Genomic DNA, 18761 nt, shown 5'->3' with positions numbered 1-18761 from the left:
GACCACCGCTACTTTTGAATGTGCTGCCTAGGCACGGCGTCTATTCCGCCAAGCCGTCGGCTTTGGCAACTTCGTTTGTCGAGCCATCTTGGTAGGTAATCTTAACGTGCTCTACCTCGGACACCGCAACACCCGATGGGGGCTCCAAGCGCCATTCCGTCAGCGCGATATCCATAGTCGTAGGCACGTCGCCCTGATTCTTGAGCTTCACCGTCAGCGTTTTGAGCGCCGCATCATACGTCACGCGTTCGATTTCCTCACCAGGAATAGACCCACCGCTCAGCTGAAGCTGGACAAATCCATCGCGCGAATACCAATAGTCGCCCGGCGCGGCAACGGTATTGCCGCCCGTAACCTTCACTGTCATGATCGGCAGGGCATCGTCGGCCTCGAACTCCCATGCAGCGCCGCCGTGACCGCCAAACGTCCAGATAAAAAAGGCAATCACCAGCACGGCAAGCACCGCAAAACCAATCGCGACAAGGCCATGGTGCGCACGGCTTTCCTCGGCCGATACATCCCATTGCGTCTCTCGATATAGATGCTTGTCTTCCATGTTCGCCTCCCCACAGGCACGCTCGTTGGCCCAATCGTACCCATTCAGGCTATACTTGAGCCCATGACATAACGGGGAGCTTGCAGGACAAGACGACAGGCTGAGATTGGGCGCGCCCGCCCTGACCCGCAAACCTGATATGGGTAATGCCAACGAAGGGAGCCGTGCCAATGAGCACACAGACCGAGCCCAAGCTCGTCACACAAATCGACTTCGCCCGCGCTGGGCAGATCACACCGCAGATGAAGGAGGTCGCCGAGCGCGAGCATCGCGACCCCGAGTACATCCGCGAGCGCGTGGCCGACGGCCGCATCGCCATTCCCGCCAACATCGTGCATATCAAAAAGGGCATGCGCGCCTTTGGTGTCGGCGAGGGCCTGGCCACCAAGGTCAACGTCAACCTGGGCATCTCGGGCGACAAGGCCGATGCCGCCGAGGAGTGGAAGAAGGTCAAGATCGCCGAGGACTTTGGCGCCGACGCCATCATGGACCTCTCCAACTCGGGCAAGACGCGCCAGTTCCGCCAGCAGCTCATCGACGAGACGCCGCTCATGGTGGGCACGGTGCCCATGTACGACGCCATCGGCTACATGGAAAAGCCGCTGGTCAAGCTTACCAAGGACGACCTGCTCGAGGTCGTGCGCGCACACGCCGAGGACGGCGTGGACTTTATGACCATCCACTGCGGCATCAACAAATCGGTCATCAAGACCTTTAAGGAGACCGGCCGCCTGATGAACATCGTCAGCCGCGGCGGCTCGCTGCTGTTTGGCTGGATGGAGGTCACCGGCAACGAGAACCCCTTCTACGAGTTTTACGACGAGGTGCTCGAGATCTGCCACGAGTACGATGTGACGATCTCGCTCGGCGACTCCTGCCGCCCGGGCTGTCTCTACGACTCCAACGACGCCACCGAGACCGCCGAGATGATCGAGCTGGGCAAGCTGTGCAAGCGCGCCTGGGCCGCCGGCGTCCAGGTCATGGTCGAGGGCCCGGGCCACATGGCGCTCGACGAGATCGCCGCCAACATGAAACTGCAGAAGCGTCTGTGCCACAACGCCCCGTTCTATGTGCTCGGGCCGCTGGTGACCGATATCGGCGTGGGTTACGACCACATCACCGCTGCCATCGGCGGCGCCATCTCCGCCAGCTCCGGCGCCGACTTCCTGTGCTACGTGACGCCGGCCGAGCACTTGTGCCTGCCCAACGCCCAGGACGTGCTCGATGGCCTCATGGCCACCAAGATTGCCGCGCACGCCGCCGATATCGCCAAGAAGGTGCCGCACGCCCGCGACATGGATGACAAGATGGGCCAGGCACGTCGCAAGCTCGACTGGGATGCCATGTGGAAGTGTGCTCTCGATCCGGTCACCGGTAAGAAGCGCTACGAGGAATCCCCCGCCGCCACCGAGGGCACCTGCACCATGTGTGGCAAGATGTGCGCCGTCCGTACCGTCAACAAGGTGTTCGAGGGCACGACGATCGATCTTGGCATGGAGGATTAACGCGTCACTGGAGCCACAATCGGCAACAAGGTGCTCGTCAATTGTTGACATGTGAACATTTGTTTATATTTACGTAAAGATTGCACCGCCCGCCCGGGATCGGCATATAGCCGGCCCGGACAACTTTATAATGCAGGTAGAAGACCCATTTGAATCCGACCGAACAAGAGAGCGAACATGGATCGTAGTAACGTACCTGCCGTCCTGTCCATCGCAGGATCCGATTCCAGCGGCGGCGCCGGCATTCAGGCCGATATTAAGACCATCACGGCACACCGTCTGTATGCCGAGACGGCCATCACGGCCATCACCGCACAGAACACCCTGGGCGTCACCGCCGTGCAGAACATCTCCCCGGACATTGTCGCGGCGCAGATCGATGCCGTCTTTGACGATATCCGCCCCAGCGCCGTCAAGATCGGCATGGTCTCCTCCGCCGAGATTATCGAGGTTATCGCCGACCGCCTGAGCGCCTGGGACGCGACAAATATCGTCGTCGACCCCGTTATGGTCGCCACCTCGGGCGCCCGCCTCATCGCCGAAGATGCCGCCGAGGCGCTCACCCGCCGCCTGTTCCCGCTGGCGACGGTTATCACGCCCAATATTCCCGAGGCCATGGCCCTGCTCGACTACGAGGTCGACTCCGAGCGCACACAGCAAAATGCCGCCATGCTCCTCACCCGCCGCTTTGGTTGCGCATCCCTCGTTAAGGGTGGGCATCTTGTCAACGAGGCCAACGATGTATTGGCCGAACCCGCGCCACTCGATGACGAGGGCAACCATCTGGGCGATCCGCTCACCACGTGGTTCCGCCACAAGCGCATCGAGACCGGCAACACGCATGGCACCGGCTGCACGCTTTCATCCGCCATCGCCTGCGCATTGGCGCAGGGCATGGATCTTGCCGACGCCGTCAACGCTGGCAAGGCCTACCTGACAGGCGCTCTGGCCGCCGGCCTGAACATGGGCAAAGGCTCCGGCCCCGTTAACCACATGTGGCAGTATTAAGATTCGCAGCCCAAAACCACCGCAAAGGGGACAGGCACCTTTTGCGGTGGTTCCCACAAATATCTCGATCTGTAACAGTAACTCGGCAAAATCGACCCTAGATGTTACAGATCGAGACAAACAATCGGTATCGACCTAAATAATCTCAATCTGTAACATCTAACCCGTTTTCGGCCTTAGAACTGTTACAGATCAAGACAAGCAAACAAAACAAGCCCCCCGCAAGGGGAACTTTTGTGGTGGCTTGGGGTCGCGCTACTCACCGAGCATCTCTTGGAGCTTGGCTGCCACGGCATGTCCCAAGCTCTCGTGGCTTTCGGGCATCATATGCAGATAGTCGATATCGCCCGGCTCGGCAAACTCGGCGGCATTCAAAAAGTCGCAGCCAAACTGCTCAGCTACGTGCGCATAGTATTCAGCAAAATGCTCCGAGGCCTCGACGGAACGCTCGTCAAAATCGGTCATATATACATCGGCGATTTGGGGCTTGATCTTGATAGGTGCCATCAGCAGAATACGCGGGCAGGGTGCGGCATTGGTCCAGGGAAATGCACGCACCGCGCGAATCAGCGCCATGGTGCCACGGGCAATATCGGAGGCCGTCACACCAAAGACCGTCTTGCAATCGTTAGTTCCCAGCATAATAACGATCGCATCCAGCGGCTTATGAGCCTCGAGCAGCATCGGCAGCGCGCGGATGCCGTTAAGATTGGTGTCCAGATGGCACATATCGTCGCGTACCGTCGTGCGGCCGTTGAGGCCTTCTTCAATTACATGCCAGCCCTCGCCTAAATCACGTTGGGCCACGCCACACCAGCGCACATCCTGCGCATAGCGCACCGAAATGCCATCGCGCATACCAGCCGGATCATAGCCATAGGTGTTGCTGTCACCAAAGCACAGAACGTTTTTCATCGTAAGCTCCCCACTCAATAAAAAGCCGACGGGAGCAGCCCCCGTCGGCTCGGCATGTCGCATCACGTGCACCGTTTACAGGTACTTGCGCCAGTCGTCGTCATCCTCATCGTCCTCGGCAGCGGCCTGAGCCTGCTCGGCGGCACGGGCGGCTGCGGCGCGGGCGGCAACCTGAGCATAGGACTCCTCGTTTCGCTCGGGGAAGTTTGCCAGCACGTGCTCGAATTTGGCGAAGTCCTCGTCCCAGCGCGTAGAGGGCACGGCAAAGAAGACCTGCTTGACCTTGAAGTCGCCCGATGCGAGCTCCTTGCGGAAGAGCTCGGCCACGGCCTCGGCATCAAAGCCGTTGTTGTCGCAGCCCCATGCGCCCAGCACGAGCTTCTCGCGACCCAACTCGTCGCAGATGGCGAGCACAAAGCGGATGCGGTCGCGCAGGGCATCCAGCAGAGCATCGTCGCTCACGCGATACTCCTGGCGGGCACGCTTGACGTTGGGCGCGGCGGCCACGATCACGTCGGCATAGGCGTGCACATGCTTGCGCTCGAAGCGCACCGCGGGCACCACCAGCGCACGGTTGCGGTACAGCTCACAGTTGATGTTGCGGCGACGGTTCTCACCGTACCATTTACGCTGCTTATCGAGCACGTTGTACAGGTACGAATCGGCACAGAGCGTGGCCTCCTGGCCCAGATAGCCCTGGATGTAGCCACCGCCCGGGTTGGTGAACGAGGCAAAGGCAAGCACGGCCATGTCACAGAACTGCGCGTAGCCTCGGCCGTTATCCAGAATGGCCTGCGTGGCAGAGGCGTCGAGCACGGTGACCTCGGGCAGGACCGGAGCGGGCTTTTCGGCGGCAGGCGCGGACTCGGCCTCCGTGGCCTCCTCGGCGGGTGCAAGCTCGGCCGCAACCTCGGTCTCGGCGGATGCAACCTCGGCGGCCTCGACCTCGGGCTCCTCGGCGGCCTCAGACTCCTCAGCAACCTGTTCCTCGGCAGCGTCGGCCGCTTGGGCCTTGGCCTTCATCGCCGCGACAAATCCGGCAGGCATACCATCGAACTCGCGCACGCCGGCAATCGAACGCTCGGTGTCCTTGGCGCAGGCCTCGGACACAGCCACCACATGGCGCTCGGCGGCCTTGGCACGCGCCTCGCGCTTGGGATTGGGCTGACCCGCTCGGTTAGACCTGCGGTTACGGTTCCTGTTGTCGACATCTGCCATTCGTGGCCACCTTTCCTGTCGCTGCCGCTATCGGCTTTTTCCCATCCATCATACCCCGCCGCGCACAAAAAAGACGGCCCCGAAGGACCGCCTTTCGCATCGTTTTACCGTGTCCGGCAGGAAGCGTCGCAATGCCGCGCTTTAATCGCGACGACCAAGGATATTCAGGATGCGCAGGAACACGTTGATGATGTCCACGAACAGGTTGGATGCCATGAGCACGGCGTTGGGCAGCGTGGGCGGCACCGTCGTGGCCACATAGGTGTCATAGCCAATAAAGCCGGCGAACACCACGATCACGATCAGGTCGGTGATGGACTGCGAGACGCCCATGAACATCAGCACGATCTCGACCAGAATCGTGGCAAGTAGGATGCCAAAACCAATGCCGTACACACGCTGGAAGAACTTGGGAAAGGTTACGCCCAGCGCACCAAAGACAAAGGTGATGGCGGCCGTGGCGATAAAGGCGGTGTTAATGGTAGGCAGGTCGTAGTTGGCAAGGCCAAACGACGCCGTCAGGCCAAAGGTGCTCGCAAAGACCACGTAGCCCACGAGCGACAGGCCCACGGACTGTTTGCTGGCAGCAGCCGACATCATGACCATGCCGACGATGGTCAAAATAAATGAGCCAAAGACCAGCGGCAAAGCGGCGCCGCTCATCATCATGCGCGCAAACGACATGGTGCTCGTAAAGTAGGCACCGGCGCCCATGGCGCAAAAGCCCAAAAAGATCAGGGCAGACATGACAAGGTTGTACGCGCGCGGCGACATCTCCTTGGCACGGCTTGCGCCGGTTTCGATGGGGCCGTTCTGATAGCCCTGGATATCGTTCATACTTCGTCCTTTCAAAAAGCGCCGCGACGGCGCCGTAGCTGACAAGTTTCCTGCCATTGTACCCGAACGCCACGCGTTCTTACCTGCGACGCTCGCTCTCGAGCGTCCGGTCGAACGCCCACACCCACCAACGCATCAGATGAGTCTGCGAGCCATCCGGTCGCTCGCGTGCCTGTTCTTCCAGATACAGTTCGGTCGCATGTCCGCCAAAACGAACCTTATAAGTCGCCGTACGAATGCCGTGGACCGTCAGGCCAAAACCGGTGGACGAGACAATCTCGTCAATCGTAAAGCAACGACCATCGACCCAGCAGACGGTAACCGGCACGACCTGTCCGCCCGCGAGGATGCGAGCCACGACGTCCACATACTGCTTGTGCACGCGTCGAGTTTTACCATCTGTCTGTCGATATTCCATGCCTCCTATTATCGAACGCATGTTTGCACATTGTAAAGCGAACAGGCTGTGGTTTTGGGATGTTGGGGCGCGCACGTGTCCTCATGGCGTGCTAGCAAAAAGAACACCCGCGGTCAACAGGGCAAATATTCAATGTTAGTGCCAAAAAATTCACTTCTCCCATCAGAACTCGGTAAAGAAACCCGCAGGAGGTGATACGATTTATCATGTTTTTGTAACGTGCCTGCAAACTTCGAGAAAGCCCATATATGGACGTAACGTTCTCAGCCTTCCTCGGCCAAATTGTGTCGAACCCAGTCCTTGCCGTCACCGTGATCCTCGCACTCGGCGCTATCTTCGTCAACGGATGGACCGACGCGCCCAACGCCATCGCGACCTGTGTCACCACGCGCTGCATGCCCGCCCGCGCCGCCATTCTCATGAGCGCCGCATTCAACTTCCTCGGCGTGCTCATCATGACGCACTTTAACGCGAGCGTCGCCAACACCATCTCACATATCGTCGACTTTGGCGGAAACAGCACCATGGCGCTCGCATGCCTCTGCGCGGCGCTGTTCTCCATCGTCGTCTACGGCGCCACGGCATCGCGTTTTGGCATCCCTACCTCGCAAAGCCACAGCCTTATCGCCGGCCTGACCGGTGCCGCAATCGCCCTCGGCGGCGCGAGCAGCGTCAACGTCCACGAGTGGATGAAGGTCATCTACGGCTTGGCGCTCTCCATCGGCCTGGGCTTTGTCATGGGCTGGGTCCTGTGCAAGCTCGTCTCGATTCTTTTCGCCGCCGCCAACAGGCGACGTGCCAACGTCTTCTTTAAATACGCTCAGATCGCGAGCGCTGCGGCCATGAGCTTCATGCACGGCGCGCAGGATGGACAGAAGTTCATCGGCGTGCTCTTTTTAGGAGTGGCCTTCGCCAGCGGCCAGACGAGCGTCGGCGATGCCGGCATCCCCATCTGGATTATGCTGCTGTGCTCGGCCACTATGGGTATCGGCACCAGCGTGGGCGGTGAGCGCATCATCAAGTCTGTCGGTCAGAGCATGGTCAAGCTCGAAAAGTACCAGGGCTTCTCCGCCGACCTGGCGGGCGCCGCGAACCTGCTACTTGCCACCCTTACCGGCATCCCCGTATCCTCCACCCACATCAAAACCTGCGCCATTATGGGTGTCGGCGCCGTCAAGCGCCTCTCGGCCATCAACTTCGGCGTGGTCAAGGACATGATGTTCACGTGGTTCTTCACCTTCCCCGCTTGTGGACTCATCAGCTTTGTCATGGCCAAGCTGTTCATGATGTTCATCTAGTCAAACCGAACGGCCATCCGGACCGCAATACCTCGCCCACCCGTCTTCGCCTCGAAAGGACCCACTCATGGCAAAGAAACCCGATTCGTTCTACTTTGACAACTACGTCGCCTGCGCCGACCTTGCTGTCCAGGCCGCAGAGTTGCTCATCAAGATTTTTGAGAACTTTGATCCCGCGCAGATCCACGGCATGCTCGAAGAGATGCATGCGATTGAGCATGCGGCCGACAAGAAGCACCATGAGCTCGAGGATGCCCTGCTCACTGCCTTTATCACCCCGCTTGAGCGCGAGGATCTGGACCTGATGAGCTGCTCGCTCGACACCGTGCTTGACCGTATCGAGGGCGTCGTGCAGCGCGTCTACTTCACCAACATCCAGAGCATCCACCCCGATGCCATTGTCATCGCCCACAAGGTGACCGACGCCTGCCGCGCCATGAAGGACCTTATGGTCGAGCTGCCTAATTACCGCAAGTCCAAGACCCTGCGCGAGCTGGTCATCCAGATCAACACCATTGAGTCCGAGGCCGATGAGCTCTACATCAACGCTATGCGCAACCTGCACGTCAATGGCAAGGACCCGCTCGAGGTCATCGCCTGGCGTGACGTCTACGCTTTCCTGGAGTACTGCGCCGACTGCTGCGAGAATGTGGCTGATGTCGTGGATTCGATTGTCATGAAGAACAGTTAATTGGGGGTACGTGTCCCGGCGGTCGTGGGCCCGACCACTAATAACCTTTTTCACTCCGGCTGCAAGCAGAGTCGTTCAAAAGGTTATTAGTGGTCGGGCCCGCTCCCTTACGTACCACCATTGGAAACTTTGGCTGATACTTTGAAAGCGATGGGGCTTTTGTTGGCAGGGCCTTGGGGCCCGATTGGAAACTTTGGGACCGCCTTAAACGTTTGGCTGGATGGGGCTTTGGGTACCCTTTGTTTTACTTTGGATTGATTTGCTGACTTTGGAGGGTTTGGTTATGGGGTATTTGGATCTGGCTCGGTCTCGGTATTCTTGTCGTTTGTTTGAGGCTCGGGCTGTGGAGCAGGCTGTGGTGGATGCCATTGTTGAGGCTGGGCGTATTGCTCCTTCTGCTTGTAATAATCATCCAACCCGTGTGGTGGTGTTGGATACGCCCGAGCTTTTGGAGAAGGCGGCTGCTTGTCAGCCTCGGTTTGCTCGTGATGGGTCCATCTTTGGCGCTCCGCTCATCTTCCTCATTTGCAGCGTTACCGACGACGCTTGGGTTCGCCCCTATGACCAGATGAACTCCAGCGCTATCGACACCTCGATTGTTTGCGATCAAATGATGATGGAGGCCGAGGAGCAGGGTCTGGGAACGTGTTGGGTATGCCATTTTAAGCCCGAGCTAGCCCGAGAGCGGTTCAACCTGCCCGAGGGCGTCTATCCCTATCACATGCTCGTCTGCGGCTATCCTGCCGACCACATCGCCGATCCCGAGCATCGCGATGCCCGCACCATTCCCCTCTCCGACTTCCTCCTCAAGTAGTTTTTGGCACATGCCCTAAAATCTACCTTTTACCGCGCACCCTTTCGCCGAGTTCTGCCCTATCGTACGCAGAGCTCGGCGTTTTGTTTCCCAACCCGTATGCAGCCACAAAAAAGGAGCCCGCAGGTGCGAGCTCCTCTTAAGGACACGAGATTGTAGCTCTGGCGCTAGTCCAGGTCGTCGGCGGCAAAGTTGTCGATCGGGGCGAAGGGGTCAGCCACGGGGACAACCGGATCAGCGACAGGCAGCGGCTCGGCGGCGGGAACGGTCACTGCAGGAGAAGCCGCAGAACCGACCGGCGTGGAGGCCATAAGGTCGGACGGGAAGGAATTCTGCGCATCGTCCATGAAGTGCTGGATGAGCTTGAGGTACTCGGCTTTGAACTCCTCACGGGAAGCCTTCAGACGGTCGATCTCCTCGAGCTCGGCCTGCTTCTCGGTCAGGGCCTGACGGATGACCTCGCGGGCCTTGGCGTCGGCTTCGTTGCGGATGCGCTCAGCGTTCTCGTTGGCATCGTTGACGATGCCCTCGGCGGTCTGCTGGGCAGCAATCAGCGCAGCGGAGATCTGGCGCTCCTGAGCGGAGAAGTCGGGTGCGGGAGCGGCCACAGGAGCGGCGGGAACGGCCTGAGCGGCAGCGTCCTGAGCCTGGGCAAGCTGGGCCTGCGTGTCGGCAAGCTGCTGCTCGGTGGCAGTCAGACGACCCTTAAGATCGACAATCTTGGCAAGCATAGCGTCAACCTCGGAGGACAGCGTCTCCAAAAAGACGTCGACCTCGGCGGGATCATAGCCGCGCTTGGCCTCAGAGAAAGTCTGAGCCTGGATGTCAGCAGGGGTAATAGCCATAACAAGTTCTCCTTTATCATCGCCTTGGCGCCGGGCGCCCGACGTAAGTTACTGAGCCAGTACTATACGAGTATACCTATAAGAAGCTGCAGAATCAGCCTCTGCACCAACTGCAACGCAATAATCGCAACGACCGGCGAAAAATCAACGCCGCCCATCGGCGGAATAAACCGACGAAACAGGTTGAGCCACGGACCGCAGACGCTATCGAGCACCGCGGCGATATCCTGCAGCAGGCCGCCCTGCTTCATGGGAATCCACGTCATAAAGCAATAGACCACAATAAGTGTGGAGTAGAAGTTGAACAGCGTGTTGACCAGCTGGACAATGGTGTAGATGTTGATGAGAATCTCCTCGTCTTAGGTTTACTTAAGGTAGCCGTCGGCGCGCAGCTTCTTGAGGTCCGAATCCTTGACCTCGCAGCCGGCGGGCAGCACCATAAACACGCGATCGCCCACCTCTTTGACCGTAGCGCCCAGACCGCAGGCAAAGCCATAGCTAAAGTCCAAGACGCGTTTGGCGACCTCGGTGCGAACGCCAACAAAAATCAGCGCAACGGGCTGCTTGGTGCGCACGCGGCGGACAACGGTCTCGACATCGTCGTAGCTCTCGGGGCGCAGGACATAGGCAGGCAGCTGCGGCGTGGCGTTAATGATGTTGTTTGCATAGGCCGAGGCGTCGCTCGGCGCAGAAGCGGGCGCAGGTGCCGCGGCACGAGCACGGGCGCTCTCGGCATAGCTCGACGGCGTGTCGTAAGCGCCGGGGCGATAGCCGCCTGCGGCACTATCCTGAGAACGCGACGGCGGATTGTATGTCGTTGCATGACGCGAGTCATCGCCGACCAGCTGGCCGGAGCGCGTATACACGGCGACCGACTCGGCCTCACCGCGGCGTGTCTGGCCCAGCAGGCCGTTACTCGGCTCGTCCTGGGTATAGAAGCCCTCGCCCGAGGCGCCGCTGTAGCCGTTGTTCTGATAGCCATCATCGTAGCCGTCATCGTAGCCGTAGTCGTCATCCTGGTCATAGCCCTGGTCGTAACCTTGCTGGCCGCCCAGGTGCATCTTATTTTTAATCTCGTCAAGGAAGCCCATGGTTGTGTCCTCTCACGGTTTAGTGCAGGCGCTCTGTAAACCAGTGCGCACTTCAGAGCCCTATTTTACTGCAAACTCCGGGCTAAATACTACCCTGCCCAGGCGAACGAGCGTAGAGCCCTCCTCAAGGGCGGGCTCAAAGTCCTCGCTCATGCCGCAAGAAAGCTCGGGCAGCCTCAGATCGGGATGCGCCGCCTCCAGCTCATCCCTCAGCTCTCGCAGCCCGGCAAAGGTGCGACGTGCCACATCCTTGTTCCCGCGAGGGGCCATGGTCATAAGGCCCTGCACACAAATTCCCTCAAGTTCCGCAAGCTCGCCGGCAACTCCACGAATCTCATCGGGCGAAAAGCCGCCCTTGGACTCCTCGCCGCTCACGTTGACCTCGATCAGCACCTGTTGGGGAGCAGAAAGCTCGCCCGCTTCGATCTTGCGAACGGCACGGCTCGAGATCGCCTGCGCCAAATGAAGCGAACCAACCGAATGAATCAGCTCGGCCGAACCCAACACCGCGTTAATCTTGTTGGTCTGAAGGTTGCCGATCATATCAAAGCGTACCTCGGGCAGCTCCGGATGCTCCGCCAAACCTGCGAGTTTGCGGACGAGCTCTTGAGGGCGGTTCTCGGCAAAATGGCGATACCCCACCTGGATGGCCGTGATGGTCTCATCGACGCCGACGGTCTTGGACACGGCAATCAGACGCGCGGCATCGCGGGACCTCCCGGCGCGATCGAGCGCGGCATAGAAACGCTCGAGTATCTGCTCGCGGCGAGCGCGCATTACATTCAAATAGTTATCCATTGCCAATCGCCTCCGCTAACAGCACAACAAGTAGTCCCATGCTAACGCAAGAGCGCGGCCCCGCATCCGCAAGGCCGCGCACCCTTAGGTATTTACAATCTCTCAACGAACGGGACTGCCCTAGTCCTCGTCGTCCTCGGCATCATCCTCGTCCTCAAGATGATCCAACAGGTAGCGAAGACCCTCGCTCACCTCGTTAGCGGGCACCTTGGCAACAAAGCGTGCATCCACGGCGGGCCTCATAATGACGCCCTCGCCCGAAGGCACGCGCATGCTCTCGAGCTCGTCCTCATCCGTACAGGCGATATCGCCGGCAGTCATACGCTGTCCGGTCAAAAGGAAGGTCAGACGGCAGGCGGCATCGATGGAAATCGAGGCAATGCGATCGAGGTAGCGCGAAACCATGATGGCACGGCGCAGGTCGTCATAGTTGCTGTCGTCGTCCATAAAATCGCCGGTGTCCATGCGGTTAAAGGTACGGAAGAACTTCTCGTACGCCGCATGTACCGGCTCATCCTCAACGGCCAGGTTGCAGATGATGGACATGTCGTTGGTGACGAGCGCGGACAGCGACGAGCCCAGCACCTGGTACACGGCCTCGGCCTCGGCCTCAACCGTGCCGACGAGCTCCTGAGGCAGCGAGATGTCGGCCTTGACCATGTGACGCGTGGCGCGGCAGATCTGGCGAACCTTATCGGTCATGCGCTGCAGGTTAAAGTCGACGTAGATAATCGTCTGCAGCAAACGGAAGTCGGAGGCGACCGGCGACTGCGTAGCGATCAGGTTGTAGCACACGGCCTCCAAGTTGGCGCAGCGAGCATCAATCGAAAGCGTGCGCTTCTTGGTCTTAGTGGCGAGCTTGCGGTCGTCGGTCACATAGGCCTTCACGGCGTCGTGAAGGGCAAGATCGACGGCCTCGTAGATGCTCAACATCTCGTGACGGGCCTCGATGAGCTGACGGGAAAACAGTTTGCGCATGGTTCACTCCAATCAGTTGGGTGCGGTCATGCCGCCCGCACAGTGAATACGCACCGGACCAGGTCCGATCGGCTTGGGACTAGTCGCACCGATCAGCCAAAGCGGCCGGTGATATAGTCTTCCGTCCGCGAATCCACCGGGCTGGTGAAGATCGCGTCGGTTTGACCATACTCGATGAGCGTGGCGGGCTCACCGGCAACTTCCTGCAAGAAAAATGCGGTGTAGTCGCTAATGCGAGCGGCCTGCTGCATAGAATGCGTGACGATGATGATCGTCATCTCGGGCGCCAGCTCGGCCATCAGATCCTCGACCTTAGATACGGACGTGGGGTCGATGGCGGAGCAGGGCTCGTCCATCAGAAGGACATCGGGCTGCACCGCAAGCACACGCGCGATGCACAGACGCTGCTGTTGACCGCCCGAGAGCGCCAAACCATCCTTGTTGAGCTGATTGGATACCTCTTTCCAGAGGTTGGCGCGCTTGAGCGATTCTTCCACGATGTCGTCGAGGTCGCTTTTGCTAGTCACGCCCTGCAGACGAGGGCCAAAAGCGACATTCTCGTAGATGGATTTGGGAAACGGGTTGGGCTGCTGAAAAATCATGCCCACGCGGCGACGAAGGTCGACCGGGTCGACGCCCTCGGCATAGATATCGTTGCCGTCGAGTGTCATGGTGCCCTCGACGCGAGTACCCTCGATAAGGTCGTTCATACGGTTGATGCAGCGCAAAAACGTCGATTTACCACAGCCCGAAGGACCGATAAACGAGGTGATGGCGTTTTTGGCGATGTTGAGGTCGAGCCCCGTCAGCGCATGAAAGTCACCGTACCAAAAGTTGAAATCCTTGGCTGTGATGGCCGCTTGCTCCGGCGTGGGAGCGGACTGATAGACGGACATGGGACTCCTTAACTAGCGGCGCTTGCGCGACAGATAACGCGCAAACAGGTTGAAGGCCAGAATAATCGCCATCAGCAAAAGCGCAGTGCCGTAGGCTGCGTTCATGTTGATGCCGTCGTTGGCAAGCAAATAGAGGTGAACGGTCATGGGACGACCGGAATCGAGCGGCGAGATCGGCAGATTGATGGCCTGACCCATGGTGTAGAGCACCACCGCGGTCTCGCCGATGGCGCGACCGATGGCAAGGACGATGCCGGTGGCAATGCGGCCAAAGGCAGAAGGAAGCACGATCTTGGAGACGACCTGCCACTTGGTGGCGCCCAGGCCATATGCGCCCCAACGGATATAGCGCGGAACGGCGCGAATTGCCTCCTCGGTGGTGCGCATGACGATGGGCAGCATCAGAAGCGCCAGCGCCAGAGCGGCCGAAACCATCGAAAGGCCCAGGCCCATGGCCTCAACAAACAAGGCGTAACCAAAGAGGCCCATAACGATGGAAGGCACCGAGGCCAGGGCATCGGCAGCATAGCGAATGATGTCGACGACCTTGCCCTGCTTGGCGTATTCGGCCAGATAGACCGCAGCCAAGACGGCAACCGGCGTGCAGATGAGCATGGCGAGTGCCGTCACGTAGATAGTCGAGACGATCGTGGGCCAAATGCCGCCCTCGGCGTTTACGCCCTGCGGCCAGCCGAAGATAAAGTCGAGCGAGATATGCGGAAGACCGTTGATGACCACGTAGGCGATGATGGCAAGCAACACCAGGGTGGTGATATAGGCCGCGGCGCGAAACACGCCGAGCATAATCTTGTTGGACAGGTCCTTGTTGATGCGGCCCTTCTTGCCATGGGAAAGGGCACGCTTGATGAGCTCGCGCGACGATGTCGTATCGACCGTCGTGTCAACGGAATCGGACATAGCCTACCCCCTCTTCTTTGAAATCAGGCGAACGATACCCACCAGTGCAGCTGAGATGATAAACAGGACCACGCCCATGCCAAACAGAGCCGAGCGATGCAGGCCCGAGGAATAGCTCATGTCGAGTGCGATCTGACTCGTGAGCGTCGAGATGGGGCTCGAGATGCTATCTGGAATGACCGGGGCGTTGCCCACGACCATCAGCACGGCCATGGTCTCACCGATGGCACGCCCCATACCCAAGACAATTGCATCGACAATGCCCAGCTTGGCTGCAGGCAGCACGACCTTGTAGATGGTCTGCCACTTGGTGGCACCCATGGCATAGGACGCCTCGCGAATGCCCATGGGGATGGAATTGAGGGCATCGATCGTGAGCGTGGTAATGGTGGGAACGATCATGATGGCAAGCACAAACCACGCCGTCAGCGCGCCAAAGCCAAGACCGCCGGTCAGCTGCGCGATAAACGGGCGGATGATGACCATGCCAAAGAAGCCGTAGATGATGGAGGGGATGCCCGCCAGCAGGTCGACGGCGGGGCTGATGAGCCTGCGCACGCGCTTGCTGGCGATCTCGACCAGATATACAGCCGTGCCCACACCCAGGGGCACGCCCATGGCGAGCGCACCGACCGTCACCAGACCAGAGCCCGCCAGCAGCGACATGATGCCGTAGTGGCCCTCGGATGGCGCCCACGTAAAGCTAAAGAAGTCCGCCAGGCCGATGTCGGTAAAGACGGGCAGCGCCGAGTACGTGGTAAAGACAAAGATCAGGATAACGGTGACGACCGCCAAGAACGCGCAGGCAAAGAAGATCCACTGCAGCGCCTTCTCCTTGAGATAGGTGCTACGCGACACCAACGCCAACTCACGCTTTTTGGGCGTCTGAGCCTCCTGCTCAATCTGGGGGGTTTCCTGTGCTTCCACGCTACTCACTCCCCTTTCCGTCGTTGGTGACGGGAATAAAGCCCGCCTCGCGAATCTGCTTGTCCATCTTCTCGGACGTCACATAGTCAATGTAGTCCTGCGCCTGATGCGAAGGCGTACCCTTCACAAAGAAGTAAAGGTCGCGCGAGATGGGATAGCCGCCACTTGCGACCGTCTTCTCGGATGCCTCGACATGGTTGACCGAAACGGCCTTAACCGAGGTCGTGGCGTTGAGGCTCTCGACAAAACCCAGCGAGATGTAGCCAATGGCGCCATGCGAGCGGGACACGACGTCGCGCACTTGGCCCGTACCCGAAAGAACGGCCGAGCGGCGATCGAACGGCGTGCCGTCCATCACGATGGTACGGAAGGCCTCGCGCGTACCGGACGCCTCATCGCGGTTGATAACCTGAATCTTCAGGTCCTCTCCGCCGACTTCCTTCCAGTTGGTGATCTTGCCGGCGTAAATATCGCGGAGCTGCTCGGTCGAGAGATTGTCGACCGGGTTGTCGTCGTTCACGATGACTGCGATGCCGTCGTGCGCGATTACGATCGGGGTCAGGCCAAGGTCTTGTTCGTCGGCATTGAGGCCACGAGACGAGCTGGCGATGTCGGCCGTGCCGTTGCTGACGGCCTCGATACCCGCAGAGGAGCCAAGGCCGGAGACGAGCACATCGGTGCCGGCCTCTTCCTTAAAGCCCTCGGCTGCGATCTCGGCAATGGGAAGGCACGTGGTCGAGCCGGCCACGGTAATAGAAGATGTGGAAGATCCCGAGGAGCAAGCACACAGCGTGAGCGTAAGCACTGCAGCACTCAGGACCGATGCGATCTTTCTCATAGCATCACGCCGATCGCAGCATGGCGCCCACAGGTGCCGCCCTCGTTGCGGTAGGAATAAAAGCGGTCGTTCTGACGAACGGTGGAAAGCTTGGTGTCCACAATGCTGCTCGCCTCGACGCCGGCGTCCATCAGCGCCTCGCGAATGGCGGCGGAAAGATCGAGCATACGAGAAGCAGAGGCATCGATGCACGCGAACTCGGCGGCAAAGCGATCCATAAGTTCTTGGGACACCTCGTACTCGTCGCCCAGGATATGGGGCCCAATGTAGGCAGAGATGTCGTCCGGCTTGCAGCCAGCCGCCTCGCAGAGCGCTTGGCACGCCTTGGCGGAAATGCGCGCAATCGTGCCCTTCCAGCCAGAGTGCACCACGGCAAAGCCGCCGGGAGCCACCAGCACCACGGGAACGCAATCGGCAAAGCAGAGCATCACGGGTACCTCACGGGCCATGCAGACGATGGCATCGCAGCCCTCGGCAATCTGCTCGCGAATGTTCTCGAGATCATCAGCACCGTTCGAGGTCACCGTCACGACATGGTCACCGTGTACTTGATTGGGAACAAGCAGGTTGTGCTCGCACTCGGCGGCACCCAAGGCCTCGAGTGCGCGGCGACGATTTTCTTGAACGGCAAAGGGGTCATCGCCAACATGCGAGCCCAGATTGAGTGAGGAGTACGCATCTTCGGAAACACCGCCGGCGCGTTCGGTAAAAGCAAAGCGAACATCGTGCGTCGCGCCCTCTACCAACGTAACTCCATCATGGTCGACACGCGAAACGCTGTCCGCACGTGCTGCCATACTAAAGCCTCCTAATAACACAAGTATCGCGGCGACGCCGCAGCAGTCCGTGCCACACGGCTGCCATACTTCATCAAAAGGATACCCGCAGCGGTAGGGGCTAAACGTAAGGGGAACGTAAGGAGATTGGAGGCTTTCGTTTACAAAGGCAAAACACAACAAAAAGGGTGCGCCCAATCGGACGCACCCCATACAGGTCGCTGAGAAAAACGAACTAGAAGCTGCCGCGCTTGAGGAAGTCAGGAAGCTCAAACTGGTCGTTGCCAAAGTTGGGGAGCTCGGTACCACCGACGTTGCGAGTCGGGGCAGCCTGAGCCGGGCTCGTGGCAGGAGCGGTGCGCTGCGGCTCGGTAGAAGCAGCGGCCTTGCTCTGGGACTGCTGTGCAGCGAAGAGCTCGTCCTGACGGTTGACGTTGGAGTCGGAGAAGCCCGTAGCGATGACGGTAATACGCACCTGATCGCCCAGGGACTCGTCGACAACGGTACCGAAGATGATGTTGGCCTCGGGGTCGACGGCGTTGGCGACAACGTCGGCAGCGTCGCTGATCTCCTGAATACCCAGGTCCTTGGAACCGGCAATGGAAAGCAGGACGCGCGTAGCGCCATCGATGGAGCTCTCGAGCAGCGGGCTGGAAATAGCCTGCTGGGCAGCGTCGACGGCACGGGTGTCCCCAGAAGCGGTACCGATACCCATCATGGCGGTACCGGCCTGCTTCATGATGGTCTTAACATCGGCGAAGTCCAGGTTGATGATACCGGGGACGGTGATGAGGTCGGTGATGCCCTGGGTGCCCTGGGAAAGGACGCCATCGGCGATTGCGAAGGCCTCAAGCATGGTGGTCTTCTTCTCGGCGATGTCGAGCAGCTTGTCGTTAGGGATAACGATCATGGTGTCGACGCAGTCGGAAAGCGTCTTAATGCCTTCTTCGGCGCTCTTCTTGCGCTTGCGGCCCTCAAACGTAAAGGGCTTGGTCACGACGGCGACGGTCAGCGCGCCGACCTCGTTCATCGCGATATCGGCAACGATGGGGGCAGCGCCGGTACCGGTGCCGCCGCCCTCGCCGCAGGTGATGAACACCATATCGGCGCCAGCGAGCGCCTCGGCGATGTCGTCGCGGGACTCATCGGCGGCCTTACGGCCGACCTCGGGGTTGGCGCCAGCGCCCAGGCCGCGGGTCAGGTCGGTGCCGATGTGCACCTTGATATCGGCATCAGAGATCGCGAGTGCCTGAGCATCGGTGTTGATGGCAACAAACTCGACGCCGCGGATACCCTCTTCGATCATTCGATTGACCGCGTTGGTACCGCCGCCGCCGACGCCGACCACCTTAATGACGGCAAGGTAGTTGTTGATCTCTGTCTCGTGCATGTCGGTCCTCCGAACAAAGGTTATTGCCATAGCATGGGTTGACC

The 18761-nt window shown here is 59.6% G+C and carries 21 protein-coding genes and 1 riboswitch; of the genes, 5 read left to right on the top strand and 16 right to left on the bottom strand.

Going from position 1 to position 18761, the window contains the following annotated elements:
• Positions 1 to 40 precede the first annotated feature (40 nt).
• Entirely contained in the window at positions 41 to 556 is a 516-nt protein-coding gene (locus DW823_RS03560) for a hypothetical protein (protein ID WP_118080382.1), read from the bottom strand.
• 62 nt (positions 557 to 618) lie between these two features.
• A riboswitch (TPP riboswitch) is annotated at positions 619 to 735 on the top strand.
• Here DW823_RS03560 and thiC point away from each other — a divergent pair.
• Together thiC and thiD are read left to right on the top strand one after the other, a co-directional pair.
• Positions 727 to 2061 (top strand): phosphomethylpyrimidine synthase ThiC, encoded by a 1335-nt coding sequence (thiC, locus tag DW823_RS03555; RefSeq protein WP_117564630.1) that lies wholly within the window; start codon positions 727 to 729, stop codon positions 2059 to 2061. Its footprint overlaps the riboswitch before it by 9 nt.
• Before the next feature lie 177 nt (positions 2062 to 2238).
• Positions 2239 to 3069: a bifunctional hydroxymethylpyrimidine kinase/phosphomethylpyrimidine kinase gene (thiD, locus tag DW823_RS03550; protein ID WP_118080379.1), complete on the top strand. Its 831-nt coding sequence runs from the start codon at positions 2239 to 2241 to the stop codon at positions 3067 to 3069.
• Positions 3070 to 3324: 255 nt separating this feature from the next.
• Here thiD and DW823_RS03545 read toward each other — a convergent pair whose 3' ends face one another.
• From DW823_RS03545 to DW823_RS03530, 4 genes are all read right to left on the bottom strand, one after another.
• On the bottom strand, positions 3325 to 3984 hold the full coding sequence (locus DW823_RS03545; protein ID WP_158550991.1) for an SGNH/GDSL hydrolase family protein: 660 nt from the start codon (positions 3982 to 3984) through the stop codon (positions 3325 to 3327).
• 75 nt (positions 3985 to 4059) lie between these two features.
• Positions 4060 to 5202 carry a TIGR02452 family protein gene (locus DW823_RS03540; protein ID WP_118080377.1) on the bottom strand — a complete coding sequence of 381 codons (1143 nt, stop codon included), beginning with the start codon at positions 5200 to 5202 and terminating at the stop codon, positions 4060 to 4062.
• Between the two features lie 141 nt (positions 5203 to 5343).
• The gene (locus DW823_RS03535) at positions 5344 to 6039 is read right to left on the bottom strand and encodes a Bax inhibitor-1 family protein (RefSeq protein WP_117757011.1); all 696 of its coding nucleotides are present in this window, start codon (positions 6037 to 6039) and stop codon (positions 5344 to 5346) included.
• Between the two features lie 79 nt (positions 6040 to 6118).
• Positions 6119 to 6457, bottom strand: a complete 339-nt coding sequence (locus tag DW823_RS03530; protein ID WP_118377353.1) for a hypothetical protein — start codon at positions 6455 to 6457, stop codon at positions 6119 to 6121.
• A 248-nt stretch (positions 6458 to 6705) separates the two neighbouring features.
• On the opposite strand from DW823_RS03530, the gene DW823_RS03525 reads away from it, so the two are divergent.
• The 3 genes from DW823_RS03525 (at position 6706) to DW823_RS03515 (ending at position 9260) form a co-directional block, all read left to right on the top strand.
• A complete protein-coding gene (locus DW823_RS03525; RefSeq protein ID WP_118080373.1) occupies positions 6706 to 7755 on the top strand; it encodes an inorganic phosphate transporter in 1050 nt (349 codons plus the stop codon).
• A gap of 67 nt (positions 7756 to 7822) precedes the next feature.
• On the top strand, positions 7823 to 8446 hold the full coding sequence (locus tag DW823_RS03520; RefSeq protein ID WP_118080370.1) for a DUF47 domain-containing protein: 624 nt from the start codon (positions 7823 to 7825) through the stop codon (positions 8444 to 8446).
• A 283-nt stretch (positions 8447 to 8729) separates the two neighbouring features.
• Positions 8730 to 9260 (top strand): nitroreductase family protein, encoded by a 531-nt coding sequence (locus tag DW823_RS03515; RefSeq protein ID WP_118080368.1) that lies wholly within the window; start codon positions 8730 to 8732, stop codon positions 9258 to 9260.
• A gap of 167 nt (positions 9261 to 9427) precedes the next feature.
• On the opposite strand, the gene DW823_RS03510 is transcribed toward DW823_RS03515, so the two are convergent.
• From DW823_RS03510 to ftsZ, 11 genes are all read right to left on the bottom strand, one after another.
• Positions 9428 to 10105 (bottom strand): DivIVA domain-containing protein, encoded by a 678-nt coding sequence (locus DW823_RS03510; protein WP_118080366.1) that lies wholly within the window; start codon positions 10103 to 10105, stop codon positions 9428 to 9430.
• Positions 10106 to 10167: 62 nt separating this feature from the next.
• Positions 10168 to 10413 carry a YggT family protein gene (locus DW823_RS03505; RefSeq protein WP_255360343.1) on the bottom strand — a complete coding sequence of 82 codons (246 nt, stop codon included), beginning with the start codon at positions 10411 to 10413 and terminating at the stop codon, positions 10168 to 10170.
• Between the two features lie 57 nt (positions 10414 to 10470).
• Positions 10471 to 11196 (bottom strand): cell division protein SepF, encoded by a 726-nt coding sequence (locus tag DW823_RS03500; RefSeq protein ID WP_118080364.1) that lies wholly within the window; start codon positions 11194 to 11196, stop codon positions 10471 to 10473.
• Positions 11197 to 11256: 60 nt separating this feature from the next.
• Entirely contained in the window at positions 11257 to 11994 is a 738-nt protein-coding gene (locus DW823_RS03495) for a YggS family pyridoxal phosphate-dependent enzyme (protein WP_118080362.1), read from the bottom strand.
• 120 nt (positions 11995 to 12114) lie between these two features.
• Positions 12115 to 12972 carry a PhoU domain-containing protein gene (locus DW823_RS03490; RefSeq protein WP_118080360.1) on the bottom strand — a complete coding sequence of 286 codons (858 nt, stop codon included), beginning with the start codon at positions 12970 to 12972 and terminating at the stop codon, positions 12115 to 12117.
• 92 nt (positions 12973 to 13064) lie between these two features.
• Entirely contained in the window at positions 13065 to 13868 is an 804-nt protein-coding gene (gene pstB / locus DW823_RS03485) for a phosphate ABC transporter ATP-binding protein PstB (RefSeq protein ID WP_035137966.1), read from the bottom strand.
• Positions 13869 to 13880: 12 nt separating this feature from the next.
• Positions 13881 to 14786, bottom strand: coding sequence for a phosphate ABC transporter permease PstA (gene pstA, locus DW823_RS03480; RefSeq protein WP_118080358.1), 906 nt, complete (start codon positions 14784 to 14786; stop codon positions 13881 to 13883).
• 3 nt (positions 14787 to 14789) lie between these two features.
• Positions 14790 to 15713 (bottom strand): phosphate ABC transporter permease subunit PstC, encoded by a 924-nt coding sequence (gene pstC / locus DW823_RS03475; RefSeq protein ID WP_118080356.1) that lies wholly within the window; start codon positions 15711 to 15713, stop codon positions 14790 to 14792.
• 1 nt (position 15714) lies between these two features.
• Positions 15715 to 16551: a phosphate ABC transporter substrate-binding protein gene (locus tag DW823_RS03470; RefSeq protein WP_118080354.1), complete on the bottom strand. Its 837-nt coding sequence runs from the start codon at positions 16549 to 16551 to the stop codon at positions 15715 to 15717.
• A complete protein-coding gene (locus DW823_RS03465; protein WP_118080352.1) occupies positions 16548 to 17348 on the bottom strand; it encodes a polyphenol oxidase family protein in 801 nt (266 codons plus the stop codon). The genes DW823_RS03470 and DW823_RS03465 overlap by 4 nt, the downstream gene beginning before the upstream one ends.
• 214 nt (positions 17349 to 17562) lie before the next feature.
• Positions 17563 to 18717, bottom strand: a complete 1155-nt coding sequence (ftsZ, locus tag DW823_RS03460; protein WP_118080350.1) for a cell division protein FtsZ — start codon at positions 18715 to 18717, stop codon at positions 17563 to 17565.
• Positions 18718 to 18761: the final 44 nt, after the last annotated feature.

This window comes from Collinsella sp. AM34-10 (assembly GCF_003469185.1).
GTDB lineage: Bacteria > Actinomycetota > Coriobacteriia > Coriobacteriales > Coriobacteriaceae > Collinsella.
Note: the sequence above shows the minus strand (reverse complement) of the source record. Positions and strands in the feature narration are given on the sequence as shown.